Origin of the sequence: Oribacterium sp. FC2011 (genome assembly GCF_000701645.1) — a bacterium.
Lineage (GTDB): Bacteria > Bacillota > Clostridia > Lachnospirales > Lachnospiraceae > Oribacterium.
On the sequence record NZ_JNJM01000013.1, the window covers coordinates 18732 to 41489 of the forward strand.

At 37.6% G+C, this 22758-nt stretch carries 21 protein-coding genes; all 21 read right to left on the reverse strand.

Annotated elements, in window-relative coordinates; all coding sequences use genetic code 11:
• Positions 1-6 precede the first annotated feature (6 nt).
• The 21 genes from T357_RS0111480 to T357_RS0111585 all read right to left on the reverse strand — a co-directional run bounded on the left by T357_RS0111480 (position 7) and on the right by T357_RS0111585 (position 22679).
• Positions 7-762, reverse strand: coding sequence for a DUF6429 family protein (locus T357_RS0111480; RefSeq protein ID WP_330373120.1), 756 nt, complete (start codon positions 760-762; stop codon positions 7-9).
• Positions 763-793: 31 nt separating this feature from the next.
• Entirely contained in the window at positions 794-1042 is a 249-nt protein-coding gene (locus tag T357_RS21755) for a hypothetical protein (protein ID WP_242840101.1), read from the reverse strand.
• Positions 1043-1085: 43 nt separating this feature from the next.
• Entirely contained in the window at positions 1086-1283 is a 198-nt protein-coding gene (locus T357_RS21760) for a hypothetical protein (RefSeq protein WP_242840102.1), read from the reverse strand.
• A gap of 42 nt (positions 1284-1325) precedes the next feature.
• A complete protein-coding gene (locus tag T357_RS20340; RefSeq protein ID WP_197027340.1) occupies positions 1326-2099 on the reverse strand; it encodes a YdcF family protein in 774 nt (257 codons plus the stop codon).
• A gap of 127 nt (positions 2100-2226) precedes the next feature.
• Positions 2227-2640, reverse strand: coding sequence for a WapI family immunity protein (locus T357_RS0111495; RefSeq protein WP_031552627.1), 414 nt, complete (start codon positions 2638-2640; stop codon positions 2227-2229).
• Between the two features lie 21 nt (positions 2641-2661).
• A complete protein-coding gene (locus tag T357_RS0111500) occupies positions 2662-4344 on the reverse strand; it encodes a hypothetical protein (protein ID WP_031552632.1) in 1683 nt (560 codons plus the stop codon).
• Positions 4345-4378: 34 nt separating this feature from the next.
• Positions 4379-4906: a macro domain-containing protein gene (locus T357_RS0111505; RefSeq protein WP_031552634.1), complete on the reverse strand. Its 528-nt coding sequence runs from the start codon at positions 4904-4906 to the stop codon at positions 4379-4381.
• Between the two features lie 236 nt (positions 4907-5142).
• Entirely contained in the window at positions 5143-5880 is a 738-nt protein-coding gene (locus T357_RS0111515; protein ID WP_031552636.1) for a DUF429 domain-containing protein, read from the reverse strand.
• Between the two features lie 45 nt (positions 5881-5925).
• Positions 5926-6264, reverse strand: a complete 339-nt coding sequence (locus T357_RS0111520) for a GNAT family N-acetyltransferase (protein ID WP_044916823.1) — start codon at positions 6262-6264, stop codon at positions 5926-5928.
• A gap of 10 nt (positions 6265-6274) precedes the next feature.
• Complete coding sequence (locus T357_RS0111525; RefSeq protein ID WP_031552640.1) at positions 6275-6991, reverse strand: InlB B-repeat-containing protein; 717 nt, start codon at positions 6989-6991, stop codon at positions 6275-6277.
• A gap of 3 nt (positions 6992-6994) precedes the next feature.
• Positions 6995-7801: a hypothetical protein gene (locus tag T357_RS0111530; RefSeq protein ID WP_031552643.1), complete on the reverse strand. Its 807-nt coding sequence runs from the start codon at positions 7799-7801 to the stop codon at positions 6995-6997.
• Between the two features lie 333 nt (positions 7802-8134).
• Entirely contained in the window at positions 8135-8575 is a 441-nt protein-coding gene (locus T357_RS0111535) for a GatB/YqeY domain-containing protein (protein WP_031552645.1), read from the reverse strand.
• 49 nt (positions 8576-8624) lie between these two features.
• On the reverse strand, positions 8625-13655 hold the full coding sequence (locus T357_RS0111540; RefSeq protein WP_031552647.1) for an AAA domain-containing protein: 5031 nt from the start codon (positions 13653-13655) through the stop codon (positions 8625-8627).
• 72 nt (positions 13656-13727) lie between these two features.
• Complete coding sequence (locus T357_RS0111545) at positions 13728-14663, reverse strand: DUF4268 domain-containing protein (RefSeq protein ID WP_044916825.1); 936 nt, start codon at positions 14661-14663, stop codon at positions 13728-13730.
• 13 nt (positions 14664-14676) lie between these two features.
• A complete protein-coding gene (locus T357_RS0111550) occupies positions 14677-15015 on the reverse strand; it encodes a hypothetical protein (protein ID WP_031552654.1) in 339 nt (112 codons plus the stop codon).
• A gap of 229 nt (positions 15016-15244) precedes the next feature.
• Complete coding sequence (locus tag T357_RS0111555) at positions 15245-16573, reverse strand: McrC family protein (RefSeq protein WP_031552657.1); 1329 nt, start codon at positions 16571-16573, stop codon at positions 15245-15247.
• 101 nt (positions 16574-16674) lie between these two features.
• Positions 16675-18948, reverse strand: a complete 2274-nt coding sequence (locus tag T357_RS22005; protein WP_049962398.1) for an AAA family ATPase — start codon at positions 18946-18948, stop codon at positions 16675-16677.
• 131 nt (positions 18949-19079) lie between these two features.
• Entirely contained in the window at positions 19080-19286 is a 207-nt protein-coding gene (locus T357_RS0111565; protein WP_031552662.1) for a YdbC family protein, read from the reverse strand.
• Between the two features lie 417 nt (positions 19287-19703).
• Positions 19704-21236, reverse strand: coding sequence for a tetratricopeptide repeat protein (locus tag T357_RS0111575; RefSeq protein WP_155991400.1), 1533 nt, complete (start codon positions 21234-21236; stop codon positions 19704-19706).
• Between the two features lie 136 nt (positions 21237-21372).
• Positions 21373-21753, reverse strand: coding sequence for a macro domain-containing protein (locus T357_RS19295; protein ID WP_049962399.1), 381 nt, complete (start codon positions 21751-21753; stop codon positions 21373-21375).
• Between the two features lie 434 nt (positions 21754-22187).
• Positions 22188-22679 carry a hypothetical protein gene (locus tag T357_RS0111585; RefSeq protein WP_031552669.1) on the reverse strand — a complete coding sequence of 164 codons (492 nt, stop codon included), beginning with the start codon at positions 22677-22679 and terminating at the stop codon, positions 22188-22190.
• Positions 22680-22758: the final 79 nt, after the last annotated feature.

Consider the following 22758-nt stretch of genomic DNA (forward strand, 5'->3'; position numbering starts at 1 on the left):
ATTCATCTAGAAATTAAGCCTTATCTCCATCTCATGCCATTTTTCACCGCCCCAATTGGATGCAGACTCTCCCAGGTCATCGAATCCAAATTTCCTGTACATTTTTATCTTTTCCTTATGACATGTCAGTACAAGTCTCTTCCGTCCGCGAGCCTGCTCTTTCCTGCAATAGTTAAAAACAAGTTCCCTGGCAAGACCCATTTTTCTGTACTCCGGAAGGACGTCAAGGCCCATAATCATTACTGTTTCTCCATCAGGCTCATGAAGGCTTTCATCAGCGAAAAATTCATCCCTGAATATACGTTCATTTGTTGCTATGCCGTTCAGGAATCCTACAATCTTTCCATCATTTTCCCTGTCTTTAATCACCAAAAACAGATCCGGCGCAACTTTGATACGTGCCTTCATATGTTCCGGAGTGCATGCTTCATTTGGAGGGAAGCATATCTGTTCGATCTTCACAACTTCATCTGATAACTCAGGTTTGATTTCACAAAACTCAAAACGTTTATATATCCCCGGTTCTTTTACATCAAGTTCTGACAGCATACGCCTTGCCCTTTCACGGCCCTTTTCCGTAAGATATGCATACTTATTCTTTGGATTAATGATAAGGTCTTCCTTATCAAGTCTATCCATCGCATCAAAATCATAGTTCTTCCACGCAAGTTCATTAAAAGGCCTGCCTTCTCCGTCATTAAAACGTGTAAGATACATAAGTGCCAGTATCATGTCATCAATGGCTTCTTCCCGTGTTCTCATTTTTCCTTTATCCTTTCAAGCTGGACTTCTCTTACAGACAAAATATGTCCTGTGCCAGTCTTTTTCCGCTTTCTGTTTTCATTATTTTACTCATAAAATTCTCGATATTTTCCCGGCTGTACCCGTTCTCCGTGGCATTTGCTATATAATCTGCTTCTATAAGGATCTGATAATCTATGCTATCGATTTCTTGTAACGTATGATGATGACCAACAAGGAAGGCAACACGGTCAATCTGCCCTTCACTCATTCCGCAGTCGGAAAGGAATGCTTTCGTCATGGGAACACCCTCTTCCTCCTGATATTTCCCGTTTGTATTCCCATTACTTTTTACGGCAAAGGGGACAGGCAATATCATGGGTAATCGCGGCAACTTCAAGAATAAACTGTGTGTCCTTATCAATACATTCTAATTCTCCGATGGTTTTTGCATACGTCCATACGCGGATAAGATGGTCGATATCATGAATGTTGCCATTGGAATAAGCTATCATATTGCTCAAAATCTCTGCTATTGTCACAATTTCCTCCAGATAGTAATTATGCTTAATCTGTATAATATCTCAATGAAGCGGAGGCAGCCCGTGTATATCATAATTGTCATAATAGATATCGAAGGCCGTTTCCACGTCCCCGAACAGTTCTATTAATGCTCCCGCTTGGAACATGGTAGAAAGTGAACCGGAAGGCGCCTTCCATGCGGCATTGGAGATCACCTCAAGTTTTTCATTGCCCGGGGCATTAGCCCTGAGGATCGACTCAGCCTTAAAAAGTAGCTCCCCTGTCGCAATATGATAGTCGCTCGACACAATTGCAAGTTTCTTTACTGACGGATAGAGAGATGTCAGAATGTCATAGGTGAAAATTGCATTCTGGGCGGTAGTGATAGAATTATCCTCCACAATAATACGCTTTTTCTCAATTCCCTGCTCATTAAGCCACTTCGCCATCTCACCGGCTTCTGAAGCGGATTCATTCTCGGAAGCAGTTCCGCCTCCCGTGCAGACAATATACGCATTCGGATACTTCTTGGCACTGTTCAGGGCAACGGTAAGGCGTTCAACAAGTTCCTCTTTCATTGTTCCGTCAGGATTCAGCTGAAAACCGAGAACAACGATGCAGAGTTCGTCAGTATCGGGTAGACCATCCGGCAGGATATCGTAATGGATCGGCTGACAAAGCTCATCGCAACTCCATATATTCATGATTTCCTTCCACCGTGTTCCTGTAACTTTGTCTGCATCGGTCAGGTCTTTTAACAGTTTATCAATCCTGTCATTTGCCTCCGCACCGTAGCTTCCATAATCCACTGCTATCTCTTCGACGATACTTTCCAAAAGTTTGGGATCTTCGGAGGGGTTAACGTTCCGGCTGACACACCCTGAAAGAAAAAATACCATGCAGAGCATAAATATATATTTAATTATGTGTTTCATATTATTTTTAGATGTTTTTGACACGATGTCATTCATTATATTTTCTGAAATCAGTAAATAATTGATCGATAAAGCTTCTCAAAAAAGTCTGATCAATCTCGTTTTCAAAATTTATTTCCTGTGTATATCCAAAAACGTTTTTATTGTTCAACTGTCCTGTGACTTTGATATGACCGTTCGGTTCAGCGATGAATACAATATAATTGTGAACGCTGTAAGGTTCTTCCAATTTCGCCTCTCCTTCCAGTGTTTCATAGAGATTATTCAACTGAACAGCAAATTCAGCTATATCCCGAACACCGACGTCCATAAATGTTTCAGCTGAATAGCCATAACTTGAAACCTTCACGCCTAGCGTTACATTTACAGGATATGCAAAGTCCTGTAAATAAATCTCAGGAATAAGCTCTAATATGAATGTGTCTATCTCTATTCTGTACATTTTTCCTCACAAATACCGATTTTACCTCTCCATCTCTCCATAAATCTGAGCCACTACGCTGCCAATATTGATTGAACCTATATATCCAAATGGTATGTTCTTTTCCCTCACTATTGCAATAAACTTTTTATAGCTGATATGGCTAATGTAATCTGTATAAAAATAAACCTTGTCCTTATCTTCCAGCATTCCACTGTTTACGGTTTTATAAGCATCTGTGGCAACAAAAAGCCATTCCGGGAATAGCTTTTTAAGCTTGTTCTGCCAGTTCACATGACCTCCGATTATGACGATCTTTTTATCAGCTATTGCTTTCTCCATATCCGGAAGCTTATCTTCTGCTATCTCATCATCCTTATGTTCAGAATTATAGGCATACTCACGCAGTGCAATCAGCTCGTCCCGTTCAGCCTCATATTTCTTTACAAGTCCTTCCGTTTCCTCAGAAGACCTTTTTGCATTTCTGTACTGTTCACGGAGATACCTGTTTTCCTGCTCCTTTTCATTAAGCTTCTTCCGAAGTTCTGCAATCTCAGACAAATAGTCCTCAGTGCTCACATCACCTTTACTTAGCGGAGCAACATTTATTGCGGGTTTCTTTTCAGGCTTCTTGCTTCTTTTATTAACAGTCATGTTAGCAGGATTGAACAGAGATTCGTTAATGTCTATCTCATCTATCTCATCACCGATAAGATAACCAACCTCATAATTAAGACAATCTGCAACATCAGTCAGTGCAGCTGAAAGATCATATAAACTGGTATAAAACTGAACTTCATCGAATGTAAATTCTTTATTTGGTTTCCATGTCCTTAGCATCGCAAGAGTACGTGTCATCTGCAGTCTTAGACCCATATCATTTTCAAGGCATAATTTCGGATAATCCTCTGCATATCCGTTAAACTTCATGCATATGCCAATGAAGTCTGAAGCTTCCAGATACTTTTTTATCATTTTTCTATATGGAACATTTTGTTTTTCCAGCTCATTCAGCCAATCACTAACCTGTTCTGAACATTCATCGAAAAGTTCTTGATCTAAATCATCAAAAAACGTATCTTCATCTTCTTTTGCAAGGAATTCCTCCCTGCCATTGTTCAGAAGCTTATATATGAAAGAACAATTGTCATTAAGTTCAATTCCCAGAAATTGGCACATTGCTACTATACGTCCTGCCGATGAAAACCAATCTCCAAAAATATCGTCTTCGGAAAGTGAAAGGATTTCATCTGCATTGATAGTACGGAATCGCTTAAGCCGGTTATACTCTCTTTTATGATAAACCTTGTAGAGATTCTTTATGAGTTCCAGACAATAATCGTCGCCAAGCTTTGCACCATTATAGATAAGCCTTATGATGCAGTTATTCAATGCATCATTAGGATTGTTTGTCCTGAAGGACTTATCCCCATACCAGCCTGCCTCCCGGAATTCATCAAGCTTACCTCTGCAGTTTTTGAGAAAGTCCTGCTCGATCAGGGCAAAATCACAGGACATTTCAGGTGTGACAAAATCCATCAGAAAATAGAATCCGACTCCTGTGGTATCAGGTGCGACCACATTACCACTTTGCCGATTCATCAGATCCTGTAACATAATGCCTGCAATTTCTTTTTTACGTTCAATGTCTATAGGATCTATGCTTTCAATAAAGTCATCATTAAACTGATCCTGGAAGAATTGGTTGTTGAAAGGTGCTCTCATAAGCGTATGCTTCCTTTATGATTTAACTATTTAATCAGCTGTCAAACTCTGTTTTAGCCTCATCCCAATCCTTGGGGCTGAACACACAGACTTTAACATCAATATCATAATCCGGATAATCTTCCGTAAACTTCTTGTATGCCCGCTTACACTGTTTTGTAGATTCAGCAACCGGATGCTTCAGATCCCCTGCAAAAATACTCGAACTTATCAAAGGAAATGAAATGCTGTGATAGCCATTTTCCATTAATACAGTCATTGAATTATAATACGCTTCAAACAATTCTTTGAAAGCATCCTTCTTTATTCTGAAATCAGGACCCACGGCATGAATTATTGCCTTGCAATTCTTCATTCTGCATGACGAAGTAATGACCGCAGAACCGTCTTTAAGCGGAGTCTTATACTTGCTGCACTCTTTCGCAAGCTCAGAACTACCTGCACTACTGAAAATTGCCCCGCAGACGCCACCGCCTTCCCAAAGGCCCGAATTCGCAGCATTTACCACTGCATCCACATTCTGGTTAACACATGATTCCTGGATAAGAACTATATTGCTCATAATTTGTTCCACCTTTACTTTTGCTTATCACCGTTTCTGGCAATTTGATTCATTTACTTCAAATGACTATAGAAAAATTTTTCCTTATATATTGCCGCAAGATTCTATGATTTCATCGATTTCTGCGTCAGACAATGCTTTTGCTGCTTCGATTTTTCTTCTTTTTTCGGGTATTTTTTCTGAAATCTCTGTTACTGTCATAGGCTAATATCCGTTCTTTATAGAGACATCTTGACTTATATCTTAGGGATTACCATCTGCATAAATAATCCTCTGGCATCCTTACACGGCTTATCAGGAACAGTCTCACAATGTCCTTTGTTTTTCATGCTTGCTGTAACTGCTAAACAAACTGCATCAATGACATCATCTGGATTGCAATGTATAGTTTTGGCAAAATTCCTTATATCTTTAAGGCTTTCAATATCTATATATTTCGACAATATCTGGATTCTTTCATTGATTCCTACTATGTCTTTCTTCTTGCTCGTCACAACTTGATTATTCAATCTTGCAAAACATAGTTCCGGGTGACTTTCACAGATTACATTCTTATATTCAGGATGTTTATCAAAGAACATATCTAATTCTCTTATTTTTGGAATGATTGCCATCGATTGTTTTGCAAGACTTTTCCCAAGAATTGATATATTCGCTTTTCTCTGGTCTGTCTCGTTGTCTTTATATACGGCCTGTCGTGAAGGGACCGGAAATATCGTAGAAGAACGTGGCTTAATCATTTTTCTTGCTGCAGTGTCTGGTCTTATATCATTTGCTGATTCTTGAAGACCTATAGCCATATCAATAAGAAACTGATTAAACGTTGGATATGATTCTATAATCTGTGTCATAGAACCATATTTTTCAATCTTTAGTCTTCCAAATTCAATTACTGCAACTATCCATCCGTTCTTACAACCATCAGCCCCGATATATCTACCTTCTTCGGAGACGAGAACTCTACGATTATCCATTTAAACACCATTCTGCTAATGCAAATCTATGAAAATATCTTAGACTTAAGGCCGTTTAATACCACACGCCGGTCCGCCGAGGTTCATTGCCTTTTCTGCTTCTGCTTCAGGATCTGCTAAAACATCTGCATACTCAGGATGCTTCTGGAACCATTTTATAGCGTACGAGCATGAAAGCTCTGCTTTACGGCCATCTTCTTTAAGAAGGTTCGCTACATGTTCTGTTATTTTTCCGGCTATTCCCTGTCCGCTCATAGACGGATCTACTTCTGTATGAGTAAGGTTTACTATCCCGGGTTTAACTTCCGGATATTCAAGTACTGCAATACGTTTTCCGTTCTCATCTTCCAGCCATGTGCTTGAATTGTTTGATTTGAAATTCATAGGGTGCTCCTTATTCGTCCACATAATCCCAAGCATTAAATGTCTCATCAGTACGCTGTTCGCTATCGGTAATGCCTTTTACAAATTCAGTTACATACGTATCACCGGAAACAGAATCAATGTAATAACGTATCTCAGCTCCTGTATATGACCTGTACAAAACTACAATTTGATTATCACCAAATGATTCTATCTCCCAAAAGATCGTGTAATCTCCGGATTTTTCCATATCCAAAAGATTCGGATTACTTTCATAACAATAATTCTTAACTGCCTTTAATGCCTGTTCATCCGTAAGTTCTTTTTCTGACGCCCCTTCAGTATCAAAGTAGGCAATATAGCTTACCGGCTCGTCCACGACAATTTCTATCTGATCATCAGTAGAAAAATCTGATCCGTCTTTCTTCCACTTCTTAAACTCCCAGCCTTTTTCTGCTTTAGCCGAAATGATGAAGTGTGAACCGGGCTCAGCATTCACGTACCCCGACTGGGCATGATATTCCTCATCGAAATAAGGAGTCTCTCCATCTTCTGCATAAGCAACATAGCCCAATCCTTCTGTCTCAATCTTAAGCAGAACAGTTTTGGATATGTCTGTATCTTCTAGTGAAGAGCTCTCGGTCTGAATTTGAGTAGTAGTTTCTGCCGAGTCAGTATTTGGTTTTCCGCAAGATATAAGTATTGTTGCAAAGACCAGTAATACCAGCATGATAGTTATTCTTTTCATAAATTAATTCTTTTCCTTTCCCCCTGTGATATTTCCATAGAAATCATCCATGTAATCCTTGATCCGCTTACCCTCTTCTTCATTGGCTATTCGATTTGCCTCTGCCGTTCCGAGAAGCATCAACGGTGTCTTGATCCCAATATCAGAGAAAATATCACAGGTATACTTGTATCCATACCCGGCATTTTGCCCTACCATAGATTTCAGATAGCCAATCCCTTTAATAAATCCATCTTTCCAGAAAAAAGCGTAATCATCATCCCAGAAGATCAGATTATCATCCTCACTGTTTTTAAGAAGCATTGCAGAGGCATAGTACATCTTTCTGGAGAAGTCATTGGCATCCCTGGCATTAAGCTTAAACTTTTCTCTGAGCTCTGCTCTGGCAGCCTCGACCTTATCTTTAAAAAGTTCTCTTTTCTTTCTGCCTGCCGCAGTTCTGGCTCTGGCAGCTTCGATATCACACATGGAGTAAAGTAGCATCTCTTCGAAGACATCAAAGGTATAGAACTCATTTTGGTCAAGCATCTTCTCTCTCATCCGCCTCATTTTTGAAAAAGTGAACTCATAGCCTGCCTGTGCATCATCATCACCTTCATCTAAGCATAATGCTTTCGGTAATACATATCGGCTTAAGCCCTCAAAAAAACTGTCCGAAAAAGTATACTGAAAAAACGCATCATACTTTTCGGTGTCATCAAGATACTCGTCGAGACAATCTATTATGGTTTTCGATACAGCTACGCTAATGTAGCGATATACGCTGCCTTCTTCAGTGTTTTCTTCGTTAAAGTTTGCTAAACGGTACATTGGGACTCCTTTGTTTGCCTTGTTTTAAAGCTTCAGCTTTCTAAGTAAACGCCATCATCATCTTTGTAAGCTGAGACACCTGAGAGACTCCGACAGAATCACAAGCACCGGGAAGACTTCACCAACATCTTTCTTGAGTTTGTAGCTCCTGGTCAAGTAACAAACTGTTTTATTACATCTGTCTCGTAAACGTTCTTTATTCTCTTCTGGCATGACAATGACTTCTTATACACCAATCTTTGCAATTGCACAGCAGAAGAGAAATGTTCTAAAAAATCATTAAACTCTCATATGCTTATCTTTTCTATCCGTGTGGGTGTTCCTTCCTAAGTCTTACTTACAAAGCTCTGCAACTATCATATTGATCACCTTGCCGTCAGCTTTACCTTTAAGAACCGGCATTATCTCTTTCATTATTGCTCCCTTATTCTTGGTTGCTATCACCTCAGCAAACTTCTCATTCAGGAATGCCTTGATTTCATCTTCAGACATCATAGAAGGGGCATATTCCTTGATTACATCATATCTGAACTGATACTCTGCCTTGAGTTCTGCTCTATCATCCGGACAAGTATCGATCTGTTCTTTCGCAGTCTTAAGAGACTTAAGAATCACCTGATCCACAAGGTCGTCACCTATATTGTCTCTTGATCCAGAGTCTATAGCCACTTTCTTAACATCTGATATAAGAGAAGAAATTGCATCTTTTCTAGCTTTATCTCTTGCCTTCATTGCAGCGATCATGTCTTTTTGAAGGGTTTCAAATTTTGTCATGTTTAATACCTTCTTTCTTATTATTTTTAAAAACTATTAGGTATAAGCTTTATTTCTTACACCACCATGCATTTTTTCCCTTTGTCACTTTTCCTCCGCCTTCTTTGTAAATGAAAGTAAATCCTAATTTCTTTGCTTTATTTACAACAGGCTGAAGCTCTGAACCTCCCAATATCCAAAGTGCACCATTTCGGTTTCTTTTATCAATATATGTAACCTTTGATTCTTTTAGTAACTGGATAATTTCATCCGATGATTCTTCATCCAAACCCGGTATAGTAAGCTGCTCAACAAAAGAGTATTTCTTTTCATCAGACTTTTTTAATACCTTTGTAGTATCTTCTTGTATCACCTTATCAATAATTTTTATATTTTCCGTATGATTTGTTTCCTCTCTAGGTTTTTCATACTTGGTAGGATTTAATGCTTCTTGTATTGTTTCACTTACGTCAATGGGCGTAGGCTCCTCCCCATATAAAATTATGGCTGCACGGTTTTTTACCCTGTTTAATAGATCAGTATCTCTCTTTACATAAGAATTGTTGTCGGAATCTTCCGGATAAATCTCAAAATTAGTAAGATCAGAAATAACACGTTCGATCGTCTTTTCAGGATATCTATAGTATTCACTACCTCTTATACGAATAAATCTCCATCCCAAGCGTTCAAGTATTGTTTGACGCTCCATATCTTCACGTATCTTCGCCTCACCACTGTGCCATCTTTCTCCATCACATTCAATTGCAACCTTATTGTTTCCACAAAGGACAACCATATCTAGTCTATACGCACCTACTTCCCACTGTTGTTCTATATGATATCCACGATCTGATAGACTTGTTGCAACTGAAACTTCAAACGGTGATTCAGATTTTGACTCAATTTCATCATGTCGTATAGCTGATGCATTGGGATTTAATGAATAATCAATAAGAATTTTACGCATATCACCTGGCTTTAAATCTAAAGCCGGATCCAATGAATCAACAACCCATAATTGATCTCGTGCTCGGCTGACCGCAACATTATAACGTTTCTTAATAGCATCTTCTGTTCCGCTTCCAAGCATTCGAATTGGTCCATTGCCATCGCTACTATCCACAAGACTCAGAAAGATCACATCACGTTCATCGCCCTGGAAATTTGCAGAATTACCACACAGGATATTTCTCTTGGAAATCTCCACAGGATCTATTTCCTGCTCTATCATTTGAGATATAACCTTTACTTGTTCATCACCGAGTAAAGATATGACTCCCATTGATTTATTATCATATTCAGGTTGTTCTAAACATGCTTTCATAAGAGCAATTATTGCTTTAGCCTCATTTATATTTGTTTTTCCTCCATCATCACGTTTTCCATTTTCTACACGATAATTAACTACAGCTGGTTGTAGTATGCTTTGGCTCGCATCTCTAAGAGGCTTGATTTTATAATCATAGGAAAGCATATTGCTAAAACCTATTATTTCCGGTACACATCTGAAGTGCTCCCTGAGCATTAATGGCTGGAATGTTGTAGCCGCGATATCATAAATAGATGTCTTAGAATTGTACAGATGTGAATTCGGTATCTTATCTTTTATATACATTTGCTCTAAGGAATTCATCTTATCAACTTCCATACCGACAGCCATAGGACTAACCTGCTTATCATCTCCAACAATAATCAGTTTTTTACCCATATATAATATAGCCAATGAAGATATGTCAGATTGGCTTGCTTCGTCGATAATAATGATATCAAATCGATTATTTTTAGGGTTAAGAGTTTCCAATGCCCTATTTATAGGCATAATCCACCCGGGCACAGCGTTTTGACATTTAGCCATTAACTCTCGTGCCTTAGCCTTTAATGCAGGTGCCCTTTTACCGGTACCTTTTCCTATTTTTTTGACTGTTTGCTTCCATCCTATAAGTGCTTGTTTCATGTCGATATCATGTTCAGTCCGATTCAACAAATGATACCAGGCACTTTTTTCGGCATATAAAGCCGTGATTTTCCTATAATCAGCTCCTAATCGTAAGCTTTCACTCTGTAGATCACTTAATGGTTTTTTGGTGATATCCTCAATAATTCCGTATAATTGTTTCCACTTCCACGCATCTTCAATATTATCCGGTACAGTGAATTGACCATGTATACCTTGCCGTCTTCGAATAGAATCTGCCCATTCAGGTGCTATTGGATCAAGCTTTTTTAACATCATACAGCGTCTATTTTGGACAAGATTCTTACTGTATATCTCACTCAACTCAGAATAATGTATCGAATATGCTTCCGTATCGCTTCTGGATATGTCCGAATCCAATGCTCTGCAAATCTGACTAGTTCTTCTTTCTCCGGCTGTTAGATTATATTGTGTTGATTTTTTTGATTTTGCGTCATCCTCTGATTTAACTAAAGCTGTTAATATATCACAAATGTCCGGAAGTGTTTTTTCTATAGCATTTAAAGCTTTATCTATATGTGTTGCATCCGAATCAAGTTCATCTTCATTAAATACAATCTCTTTAGGTATACCAAGTACACTCAATTTATCCGTTAAGAGTTTATAGTCTTTATCGTACCAATCAAGATATGTTTTTATGATACTAACGTGTTTCTCAGCAATCATTTCCTGATTGTCTGTATCTAACTCATAAAATTTGCTTTTACCTTGTGAAGGTAGAAGGTCATTCCAATAGTTTGCACATTGATCACGATATTCATTTAGGTCTATTTTATGAAGTATGACGTCAATCTCTTTTGATGATTGAATTTCGTTACCGTTTATTTTTACTGAATCAAGAACAATGCGATATTCCTTATGCAGCATCTTACTTATCGCACTAATCTTCCCATTTTTTTCTAATTCCAAACGTAACTTTTCAAATACAGGCTTTTTACTTGCTAAATCAAATGATCCATCAGTTTCTATATTCATTCCCAATTGCTCAGAAATGATAGAATCTGCGAAATCTTTTGTCTTCTGGATCTGCTCGATTAACATTAGCCAGCGTTGTTTATAGTTTCCACCCCTTTTCCCGTCTATAGCTACGGCTTTCATCCAATTTTCTATTTCACCAAATGCATCAACATAACTTTTTAAATCCTCTACAGCTTCTATTGAAGGATATGGTATTGATATGGCTTTTTTAAGTCCGCTAATTATTATGTTCTTATTTTGAGGATCAGCATTTACTGTCCATCCATTTTTTTCTGAAATAGCCTTTATGATTTTATTGGATTCATTAAGTGCATTATCTATATTTATAAAATCATCCGGAGACATTAAAGATTTAGGATCAGGTAAATCTTTCGCCAATTCGGTCTCATCATTTGTTGTGATTATTTCGTTACTCCGGTATAAATCAGTTAATTCATCAAAAGTCAAAGGTAAAGGAGCATTTAATTTTACTTTTCCCGGTATGTAGGATAAATCCTGCATATGATCCACAACAAATTCGGCTGCCTTAGACGGAGAAATACTCTCTCCATTGTATACAATACAGTTATTTTCCGCGTTTATTATCTCATAAATGGTTTTTCTTGTTTTTGCAAGTTCCTTTATGATATCGCGTCGTTCAATAGCCAGCGAATCCATTTCTTTTTTTAACGCGTAAGATGTAGTATCGGACATATATGTTGTGATTCCGTCAATTGACCTCTCCATGTCAACATTAGAATCATCAAGAATAGATACACATAAGTTTTGCAGACTGCCGTAAATTTTCTCTTTTAATACTTTGAGCGCCTTTGTTGTTTGACTGGTAACAAGAACACTTTTTCCTTGTGCCAAAAAATGTCCCATCAGATTTGCAATAGTATGAGTTTTTCCGGTTCCCGGAGGGCCCTGCACAAGAACAGCATTATATCTCTCTATTCTTCTTGCTATTTCCAACTGTTCTTTGTTAGCTTCTTTGGATAAAAGAATATCGACACTTTCACCACCAACTTGAGCCAAAAGTTCTTCTATTGTTTCTTCTTTATCATTTTCAGGCACGTCAATAGTACCACCACTTACAATATCAATTATAGGTGCCGGTACTTCTCCTGTTTCATTGACATTTTCAATTATTTGTTCAATTGCCTTTATTGTGCCATCCAGTCGTTTTCTCACGATATAGCATGGTGACAGATACAGCAGTAATCTTGAATTGTTTTTCCAATTATCTGGAATTCCGGAATCCGAAAATACACTTTTAGATGATAATGAATGAATGAGAGCTTTTAAAAAATCAGGTGTATCATTTCGATCTAACGGATGATAATCATTATTCTGTAAATTCTCATTGAGAGTATCAATTCCTTCCAGATTTACATCATTCATTACCTGAAATACTGAAGAATATAATTCTGACGGTACTTCTGCATTAATAATGTATATTGTATTCTCATTTGCATCATATTCCAGCTTTACACGATGTGTTAAGACCGGGTGATTTATCTTCCCATTTTCCTTATCACAAATGATACCATTTGCGACTATCATCTCTTCAGTTTCTGATTCACGTTGTAGTTCAAAATAAAGCCTATAAAGATCAGAAAATAAATCCCTAGTCGCCTTGGTTGTTTTTTGCTTTTGACACCATATATTCCTTAACTCTATCCATTTTTCAAAAGCCAAAACTCTATCTGGATCAGATTCGAAAAGCACAATTTCGTCTTCCGGATCATCAGCACTTTTATCCGCAGAAATCGCACTTGAATCTTCACCTTCTATAATTATTAAACTCGATCTTACTTCTGCATCTTTAGTATAATCATCCCATCCAGGAAGAAGCCATTCTTTAAATATTTCATCTGGCTCCGGACATTTCGTAAAATCGGGTTTATGAACAACCAATAAAACATTATCTTTATTAGTTTCAGTTTCCTCTTCTTCCACACGATCCTGATAAAACACCTGTATATTATCCGGGTCGTCTGGCAGATTTGACAATTCATAATGCCATATATGGTCTTTATAATCAAGAATAGCAGTTTGCTTTAATTTGTTTAGTTCTTCAATAAACTGAAATAGTGATATAACCTTATTTTGCTTCGTTACTTCATCGTGATCTTTGACAGTACTATTTTCAGTCAGATCTTGCATAATGATAAAATCCTCCTACACATTAATGCGCTATTCACTCTTATTTCCTTCAGTACCGTATCTGCTTAAACTCTAAACATATTTCTTGAATACATTGGAGAATAGAACTGCTTTGTCTATCATCTCATTCATCAGACTGTCATAGTTCGAGTGATCATCAAAATCCAAGCCTGACATACGATAAAGTACCCTTGATGCCTTCTTTCCATCCAGTCTCTGCCAGTCTGGTACCAATCCAAGTTTATTTTCTATCTCTTCTTTCTGAGCATACAACTTATCAAAGAGATCTTTGTTATCACTGATATAGAGCTCTATTCCAACATAGCCCTCTTTGTTTACCAATGTGAGAGATACATGAGCATCACTGGTTCCAATAGCAATATCATACCAGTGGTCTGTGGTCGCCTTACGCACGTTAAAAGGCTTCCCCCTCTCTACTAGGATTTCATTAAATCTTGTCCAGAACTCTATACGCTCTCCCTGGGATTTGTTATAATCACCGGAACCGGAGGATTGTGTTTTAGCGTTTTTAATAAATCCATTCGGCTTTTCAACCACCTCAAATTTTGGTGCGCATAAAGAATCTCCGATTTGATATGCGTGTATCTCTATCAAGAAAAAACTAAGCTTTTCAGGTGTATTATTATTTAACCATTCAATAGCACTTCGATGTTCCTCACGTGCTTCTTTAACAATCCAGACTACAACTTTAGCATCTAATCCTGACGCATACGTGATGATTTTCCCCAGATGGTCATGATTAGACATTTCAAGTTGGTTTTCTATAATGACTTTATCTCCTGTTGTTTCATCTGTTCCTACGAGATCACATCGATAAGCCCCGACATAAACCTCTTTCTCTACTTCGCTTAAAGTAAGCCCAATAGCCTCATTAAGAAGTTCCAGATTCTCAGACTTAGACAGCCACTCAGAGAAGTCATATTGTTCATGACTCCACAGTTTTCTGATATCAACTTCTTGCAACTTCCCTAGTTTCATTGTTGCCATAATCTGATCCCCCTTACTCTATAGGCTCCAGATACATAACCTCTTTCCCTTGTCTCTTTGCATATTCAATCTCGGACCTTGTGCTGTCTCCGATATATCCTCCGACATTGATGACATATATAGAGTCAGCCATATCAATCTTCCGCTTATGCATGTCGTCAAGCATTTCCTTGGTTTTGGAAACAGTCCCTTCATCCATGCCGTCCCAGACTTCATCATCGCCGGAGTGTCCAAATAAGCCAACGCTGATGACTATATTCCCTTCTAATGTGAGTCTTTTCTGAGCTTCTATAAATTCATCTTTGAAGCGTGTGCTGCCGCAAAGAGTAATAACAGGATATTTTCCTACCACTATACAACCTCCTTAAAATCTGCCATTGATATCTCCTCACAATATTTTTAAAAATATTTTTTATAAGATCATCTTGTAATTGACATAATCCTTTAGACAAGACTCAAAGCTTTATACATCTTCAAACTTAATCTGAAATCCAAAATTGGTAAAATTCCGGTTCTGACGGCTATAATAATTATTTCATTCTTTCCAACAATGAATCTACCAGTACGTTCGATTCTTATACTCAATAATCTACTGCCATCAGATCCATCGACGAAATAACACTTCCAAGTTCTTCTATACTTTTTTTATCTGCTAGATCAATAAAGAACAGATTAACATTGGTAGGCATGATGCCATCTAAATCACTTCCAAACCAAATGTCATTATGCCCTCTGAAATCCTTGTTCATCGGATAGAGAAGATATATTTCTGAAGTCGAATACTTTTTAGAATATGCATACATCTGATACATATCTCCCTGTGATATTCCATAATTCGCACTGGGATTATCCACAAGTGCTTTCCATTTCGTATCAAGAACAACACATCTGTTTCCCCGATATAAAACAATGTCCGGGCGGAGCGCAAACTGCTTCCTCGGTTGCTCAAAAAGATAGTATCCTTTATCTTGAGTAGATACATCCCACCCCTGAGGGATCATAACCTTCTTCAGCATACGTGCAACGTAACACTCATAAACCGACTCCATAGGGAACAGGATTGCCTTGGAATCATTCGAACCCGAAAAGGTAGTAAAACTCTTATTCAACAGAAAAACTTTTGACCACTGCATCAACATTCCGTAGTCTTTTGTATTTCTATCTATTACAACTTTCGAGAAGTCCTTCTCATGATTTGTAGAAGGCTTTACCATCTCAAAAAAAGAAAGCAATCGGTAAATCTCTTTGGCATTCTCTGAACTTTGTGTTAGCTTCTGCAATTTCAGAAGCGTAGACTTTACTAGTCTGTTTTCCGGTCTATTCGGATGAAACTCATCATATGCCACAAAAAAACGTTCTTTATGAACAGTATTTACCCTGATATGGCTATTTACCAATAGTTTTCCCTTAAAGTAGTTGAGATTATCTTCCTGACTTACATAATCAGACTTAATCCCCTTCTTTACCAGTTGGCGAACCTCACCAAGATACATATTAATGAAGATCTCATAAAGATTCATCCTGTCAACATTCAGATTAGATTCACTGAACACTTTTCCTTCAAAGTCCTTCATAGTCCGAAGCATCTTCAGGAATATTCTCTTCGTTTTGCTGAAATCATCGTCGTTCTCCCCGAAATCAATCTTAGGCAAGATCTCAATCTGAAAACCGTCCGGAAGCTGGATCATACCAACATAATTGTTAAACGAAATGATATCTCCTACATTCCGCTTAAAACTCAACTTCATAAAATCCAAGGCATCAGCATTATTATCATCAGAAGTGTATTCTTTGACAAATCTCATAAGCTCGCCGAAATGCTTCTTGTATAGACGATAACCATATTTAGTTTTATTGTCATCCGCACATGTAACGGCATCAAATTCCCTGATTTGAAGCACTTCGCCCATATTTATAAAACACCTCTTTATATCAAATATTCTCTAAATCAGTTTTCCGTACTACTGTACCTAATCCTAAGATAGGATGTTTTATTGTTTTTTAGAATATCTTATAACCCTTTACCGATTCCTTTATAACTCGATAGTTTATAAAAAGCCGATTCCTGGATACGGTATTTCTTTTCTGGCAAATCTATATCAGGAACGCCATTGAAGATATCCCTTACATCCAGTCCTTCATCAAGGATAAACTTTAAAGAGGCTTCCTTCTGATTATCCCCAAGAACATACTGAATCTTTGCATAATCTTCATAAAAATATTCCTGAAGCAAAGGAATGACATTCTTCTTAAAGATCATAGCCAACGTCTTTACCGAGGGATCATCTTTAAGTTTGGTAAAGAATGCATGACCAATCGTATGCTCTCTGTCATACAGAAACTCTATTCGCCTGTTTATGACATTTAGCATATTGGATACATTAAGTTCTTTATCACCATCCGTGATTGTTCCCACGCCAAGAGCATCGAGCACATCACTATTCGGCATCATCTCAATAAATGAGAATCTTCTTCTAAGTGCTGTATCCATCAGAGCGATAGAACGGTCTGCCGTATTCATAGTTCCAAGGATATAAACATTCTTCGGAACCGAAAACTCAGTATGCGAATACGGAAGTTTTGCTGTCATTTCCTCTGGGCATCCTTTTCGCTTCGTATCTTCTATCAGAGTAATCAGCTCACCGAATATCTTCGAAATGTTTCCTCTGTTTATCTCATCAATGATAAACACACACGCATCAGATCCTTTAGAAGCATTTCCTTTATACTCCGTCAATCCAAGCTTAGTCAGTTCGTCAAGTATAGCCTGTCTAGCGTAAATCAGCCATTTTGTACCGCCATTGGGAATAGAATCTATGGATAATTCCGTATTAGTCCATTGCTCATAAACATCTTTCTTTTTAAGGATATTGCTTGTACCGCCGCTCCATTCAACCTTAAAAGAATCAGAACCATTAAAAGCTGCTTCTATAGTTGATCCTGACCGCCTTGTAAAAGTATATTTATTTCTGTTGTCTTCCGCAGCCTTAGCAAGTTTCTTCCATGCCTTTTCAAACGTAACATCTGGATCATCTCCACTTCCGCCTATAAGAGCCAGTAGCGAACTGAGCTTCATGTCCGGCACACGTCCTACATGGAAATTTGACAGATACTTGCCGTTATTGGCATCCAGGACATCGATTATCCTGCCTGTCACAAGCCACTCAACTTTTCGTGTCCACTTATAGGAGCCCTTACTTTCATCATACAAAGGCTCTTCATCCTGAACGATGCCGACACCATCAATGTTTTTAGACTGTCCATAATATGACAAAACATAATCTCCCGGCTTCATTGCGGAAAACCACTTCATCCAGCCGCCTGTATAGTCTTCTGCCCAGTCGAATCTTATCTCACCGTCACGGAAGCATTCTTTTTTCAGATCGTTATTGCCGTTTCCCTTTAGACGCACTACATATACCTGAGCATCATGATTGACCTTTATATCCTGCGGCAATTCAGCCTTCTCGCAGAAGTCCTTGAATATACCATTTGTAATCTCATATGAGATGCTACCTGTCTCGTCATCCGTAACAGGCTTAATTCCCTCAATAAACTCTTCATATCCATAAGACTGATGGAATGTAGTAAAAGCAATACGTCCGGACTTCTTAAGTGCCTCAAAGCGTAATAAAACATCGTCGTAGCTTTCTTGCTGCACTTCTTCAAAGGTCTTCCCCTCACAAATAGCCACGGCATAATTCACGCTGTTATATGTTTTTCCTGTTCCAGGAGGTCCGTAAAGAATTAAGTTTTTATCATATTTCCTTTTATCGGTCATCTTTGGTTTATCCTTCTCTTTAACCACAATAACTTTTCCATCAGCTAGTTCTTTCATCCTTGGCGTATACACATCCTTGACGAAATTAAATAACTGTTGGATGCTTATGTTTCCGGTTTTTGTTTCAACGATAATGTTGTCTTTCATTTCGTTCATGTTCGGATGTTCTTTCTGGTCTGTGAACTCTCCGAAGAATGATAACCTTCGCTTCTTATCCTTTACCTCAACCAGATATGCGCAATTACGGTTTAAACTGCCTGAATTAGCTACTGCATGTTGGTTTACCAAAGCATTAGGAATCTCTTCTCCCATGATGGCTTTTGCAGCTCTCACAATATTCTGTTGTTGGAAATATACATCTTCAAGCTGCCAGTTTACATTTTCCTGGCATACATTATATGTCAGAACAGCGGCAGCTAGCCAAACTACATCTATCTTCGTCATTGCTTTTTTCTCACTTCCTTCTGTCAGAAAAACATTTACATGATCTGCCTCGACACACATAAATAAATCTTCCACTGTTTTGTGTGTATATTCATCACGGATCCATAGTAACTTGACTTATATCTCTTCCGGTTTGGAAAGATAGCATCAAAGAACGTTATATAAATATTGATTATGACTTTAATTTTTATTTATATAATTTCTTTCAGCTTTGCTAATTCTTCATCAGTCAGAGTAACACCCTTACCCATCTTCTCGTGATCCGGAGACCAGTCACGGATGTCATATTTTGGCGCTGCACCATTCCAGGAGATTCGATTTAGCTCTTTTCTCCAGCCTTTAGCGTTCTCAGAGAGAACGCCGAGTTCTTCTATTATTTCGTATTTGAAATCTGACATAGTATTTCCTTTCAATACTCCAATATGCATAACTAAATAATAAGATCACCCATTCTTGTTAGACATTATATGGACGTATCTCTTCTACAAATCCATTTTTGGTATAAATATCAACTTTTCTTACACCAGTATAGTTTCTAATGCTTACTCCGTGACCATAAGTGCCTGAACTTGATGCATTAATTCTCCATTCATATTTTTTCGGTTTTTCTTTAAGCTACTGACATTATATCCATTTCCCATAATAGAGAGCATCTCAGTTTCAGTCATCCCCATGCTAATCTGCATATATCTTTTCAACTGATTTCTTCTTTGCATCCCAATAAAGGCCACGATAAGAACCATAATAAAGCAAAGCTCAAACACTAAAAAATCATTTCATTAAAACTTACTCCCATTTGCTCTTTTCTTTACTCTTTATAGCTTACTATACGATATTTGGTAGTTATATATCTCCATCCTCGGATCTTCATGAACCTTATTAATCAATTCTTTTGAAGGTGAGTTAAGACATATAATTCCATGTGCTTTCTTTCCCTTGAACTTAGGTTCTTTATTAATCCAATCGAGGTAGTTTGAGATTTGTTCATATACATCATCATAGCCAGAATCCTTCTTTAGTTCTATGATGTATAGGTCCCCCATATCATCTTCACAAAGTAAATCAAATATACCAACTTGACCATCAACAAAAATCCGGTATTGTCTTCCATAATCCCCCTTTCGTCTATAGACTTTTAACTTCTTCCCGAATACAGGATTACCGTTTTCTATTCTTGCTGTCAGTTCATCTTCCAATATTTTTTCTGTAGAAAACTGGAACAATGGCACCGGATTTCTTTTGTCTATGATCAGCTCTTCCTCTTCTATATCATTATTGTCATTAATAATATCTACCTTAGTTTCAACCTTCTTGTAGTTTTTATTATCAAGCTTTTTAACCTTCTCTTTAATATCCTTAGCTATTCTAAATTCTGTGTTCTTAACAAATTCCTTTGCGTCTTTATTTCTTCCCAATCCAATGAGTGCTCTAACATAATTATTCGCAATATATGGCATACCTCTTTTCTCAGATATACACTCTTCGAGAAGCGGAATCGCTTCAGAAAATCGTTTCTGTTTTATAAAGAGATACGCTAAATTATTCTTGGCAAATTCATCACCGGTATTTCGTTCAATGCATAACTGATAATATTTTTCAGCTTCTTTATAATCCCTGACTTTATCGTACGAATAAGCCATCATAAAAGGTATATAGCCTTTTCTATAAATGTACCAAGCAAGTTCAGTTACCTTTTCAAATTCCGCCAGACTGTTATTCCAATGCTTTAAATCAAAATATACTGTTCCGAGAAATTCATGCGGAGAAACAAAACCCGGATATCTCACAGTGAAATCAGTTAGAATTTCAATACTATCTTCTCCATACTCAGACGTATAGAACCGTTTATACATATCAAGCAGTTCGAAAATTCCATTCTCAGTTTGAATCGTTTTGATATTATTACATATCTCTTCCCACAATTCTGGAAAACCTTCTTTAAAAGGACGAATAAACATATCTATTGCATCTATTTCATCCATCTTTTTTGATTTGAAGGGATTGTTATCATCAGAGAACCACTTTTTCAATTCAGTCAAACATTTTACATTATTGCCCTTATGAAATTCTAAAAAACAATTATACCAGTAATCTTTATAGGGTTTATGATTGATAGAATTTTCTAGTGCTTTAATATACTCTGTTTTATCAAACATTTTAGGAGCTTTGCCATAAAAAATGTAATCATATATGAAAAGATCAATCAATCTCTCAACATAATTTGTATACAAATAATATCTGTCTTCTACAGCCTTGCAGGATTCGATATATTTACTAATTTTATTGAACGGTTCTTTTTTTATAAGTAGTTTTTCATCTATTATTTCATTAGCTTCTTCATATGTCATATCAACGCTCACTTTCTCATATAGCACTTAGTGTACTCATCAACAACCCCGATCCGCCAGGTACTTCCTTAGAATGACCTTCATATCGTGTGTGAGCAGGAACCTGCCAATCTCTGCCAGAGCGATATTCAAAGCCTCATCTTTCGGAAAGCCGTAAAACCCCGATGGCAATCAGTGGAAAAGCGATGCTCTCCGTATGCAGTTCTGATGCCAGCTCCAGGGAACTCACATAGCAGGAACGGAGTATGTCACGTTCCCCATGATTTCCATCCACCCACGCAGGTCCCACGGTATGAATAATATGCTTTGCAGACAGTTCAAATGCCGGAGTTGCAGCTGCCTTGCCGAGAGCGATATCCCCTATCTTCTGACGCTCGGCCAGCAGCTTTTGTTCTCCTGCCGCACTGTAGATTGCACTGTCCGTACCGCATCCAATGACGGGCTTCGGATTTGCCGTGTTCACGATAATATCGGCCTTTACCTTTGTTATGTCATTTCTTATTATCTTAAACGGCATCTGCGTTCACCTCGTGTATAAAGACTATTCATATAAGTTCATCCTGTAATTAACGTAATTCATCAGACAAGACTCAAAACTGTCTAAATCATCAAATTTAATCTGAAATCCATAATGAATCTCTTTTTCCCCTTTGTTTTTTTCCTTTGGAAATGCCTTTAAAGCAGTACTATGATATCTTGTGTACTTGTTGCAATTTTGCACAAATTTATTATCATCTGGTGAAAGAACGATATTTAGTTTTTTTGCTAGGTAAGATATATATTATCATATCACCTTTACTATACTCATTCCCATGAAGAGTTTCTGAACTTAACACAAAACCAAGTTTATTCAATACTTCTTTCATTCTTCTTTCAAACCTCTCATTGTCGTAGTATTAATTAGATGGAATCAAGCCTAAATGCATGAGGACAATAAATTCCTGATAAGAGTCAATCCTCTTCCGCCGCCTCATACGCTGAATCATAATCCAGTCCCTCAGCATCCATATATTCTTCTGCCAGGTTCTCAATATAGTCTTGTCTTCTATGTTTTTTCGAAGAGCTTTTCTTGCCCCATGTGTCGGAGTATGAATATAAAGGCTTATAATTGTCTACCATGTGTCTGATAGAAACCGGTGGCTTAAAGTCTTCGGTTTCTTCAACTACTGTTACAGTGTCACCCGATTCACTGGTCTCCATATTGGTCTCAATAATTTCTGAAGATTCTGTTTCTTCCAGGCTAATGACTACGCTTGTCGAATTAAGGCTCTCCCTTTCTTTTTGTCTGCGAACGTCAACTATTTTCTTATCTCTTATTTTCTGTTCTTCCTGTTGTTTTATGCAATAAGAACAAATGTTGAAGTACAGAAGAAACATAGTGATTACTACAACCAAGGCAGCCAGCCGTCTAAGGAACTCTTTTCTCTTATAATTCTTATCCATAATTATAAACCTTTAGCATATAGATTGGATAATGCCCACGATCAGTACCACGGGCATGATTATTAAGATCAAACATGTG

Coding starts and splice junctions, on each gene's coding strand:
- T357_RS0111480 (WP_330373120.1), bottom strand. CDS start 762: ATGAGAACACGGGAAGAAGCCATTGATGACATGATACTGGCACTTATG.
- T357_RS21755 (WP_242840101.1), bottom strand. CDS start 1,042: ATGACGAAAGCATTCCTTTCCGACTGCGGAATGAGTGAAGGGCAGATT.
- T357_RS0111495 (WP_031552627.1), bottom strand. CDS start 2,640: ATGTACAGAATAGAGATAGACACATTCATATTAGAGCTTATTCCTGAG.
- T357_RS0111500 (WP_031552632.1), bottom strand. CDS start 4,344: ATGAGAGCACCTTTCAACAACCAATTCTTCCAGGATCAGTTTAATGAT.
- T357_RS0111505 (WP_031552634.1), bottom strand. CDS start 4,906: ATGAGCAATATAGTTCTTATCCAGGAATCATGTGTTAACCAGAATGTG.
- T357_RS0111515 (WP_031552636.1), bottom strand. CDS start 5,880: ATGGATAATCGTAGAGTTCTCGTCTCCGAAGAAGGTAGATATATCGGG.
- T357_RS0111520 (WP_044916823.1), bottom strand. CDS start 6,264: ATGAATTTCAAATCAAACAATTCAAGCACATGGCTGGAAGATGAGAAC.
- T357_RS0111525 (WP_031552640.1), bottom strand. CDS start 6,991: ATGAAAAGAATAACTATCATGCTGGTATTACTGGTCTTTGCAACAATA.
- T357_RS0111530 (WP_031552643.1), bottom strand. CDS start 7,801: ATGTACCGTTTAGCAAACTTTAACGAAGAAAACACTGAAGAAGGCAGC.
- T357_RS0111535 (WP_031552645.1), bottom strand. CDS start 8,575: ATGACAAAATTTGAAACCCTTCAAAAAGACATGATCGCTGCAATGAAG.
- T357_RS0111540 (WP_031552647.1), bottom strand. CDS start 13,655: ATGCAAGATCTGACTGAAAATAGTACTGTCAAAGATCACGATGAAGTA.
- T357_RS0111545 (WP_044916825.1), bottom strand. CDS start 14,663: ATGGCAACAATGAAACTAGGGAAGTTGCAAGAAGTTGATATCAGAAAA.
- T357_RS0111555 (WP_031552657.1), bottom strand. CDS start 16,573: ATGGGCGAAGTGCTTCAAATCAGGGAATTTGATGCCGTTACATGTGCG.
- T357_RS22005 (WP_049962398.1), bottom strand. CDS start 18,948: ATGTGTGTCGAGGCAGATCATGTAAATGTTTTTCTGACAGAAGGAAGT.
- T357_RS0111565 (WP_031552662.1), bottom strand. CDS start 19,286: ATGTCAGATTTCAAATACGAAATAATAGAAGAACTCGGCGTTCTCTCT.
- T357_RS0111575 (WP_155991400.1), bottom strand. CDS start 21,236: ATGACATATGAAGAAGCTAATGAAATAATAGATGAAAAACTACTTATA.
- T357_RS19295 (WP_049962399.1), bottom strand. CDS start 21,753: ATGCCGTTTAAGATAATAAGAAATGACATAACAAAGGTAAAGGCCGAT.
- T357_RS0111585 (WP_031552669.1), bottom strand. CDS start 22,679: ATGGATAAGAATTATAAGAGAAAAGAGTTCCTTAGACGGCTGGCTGCC.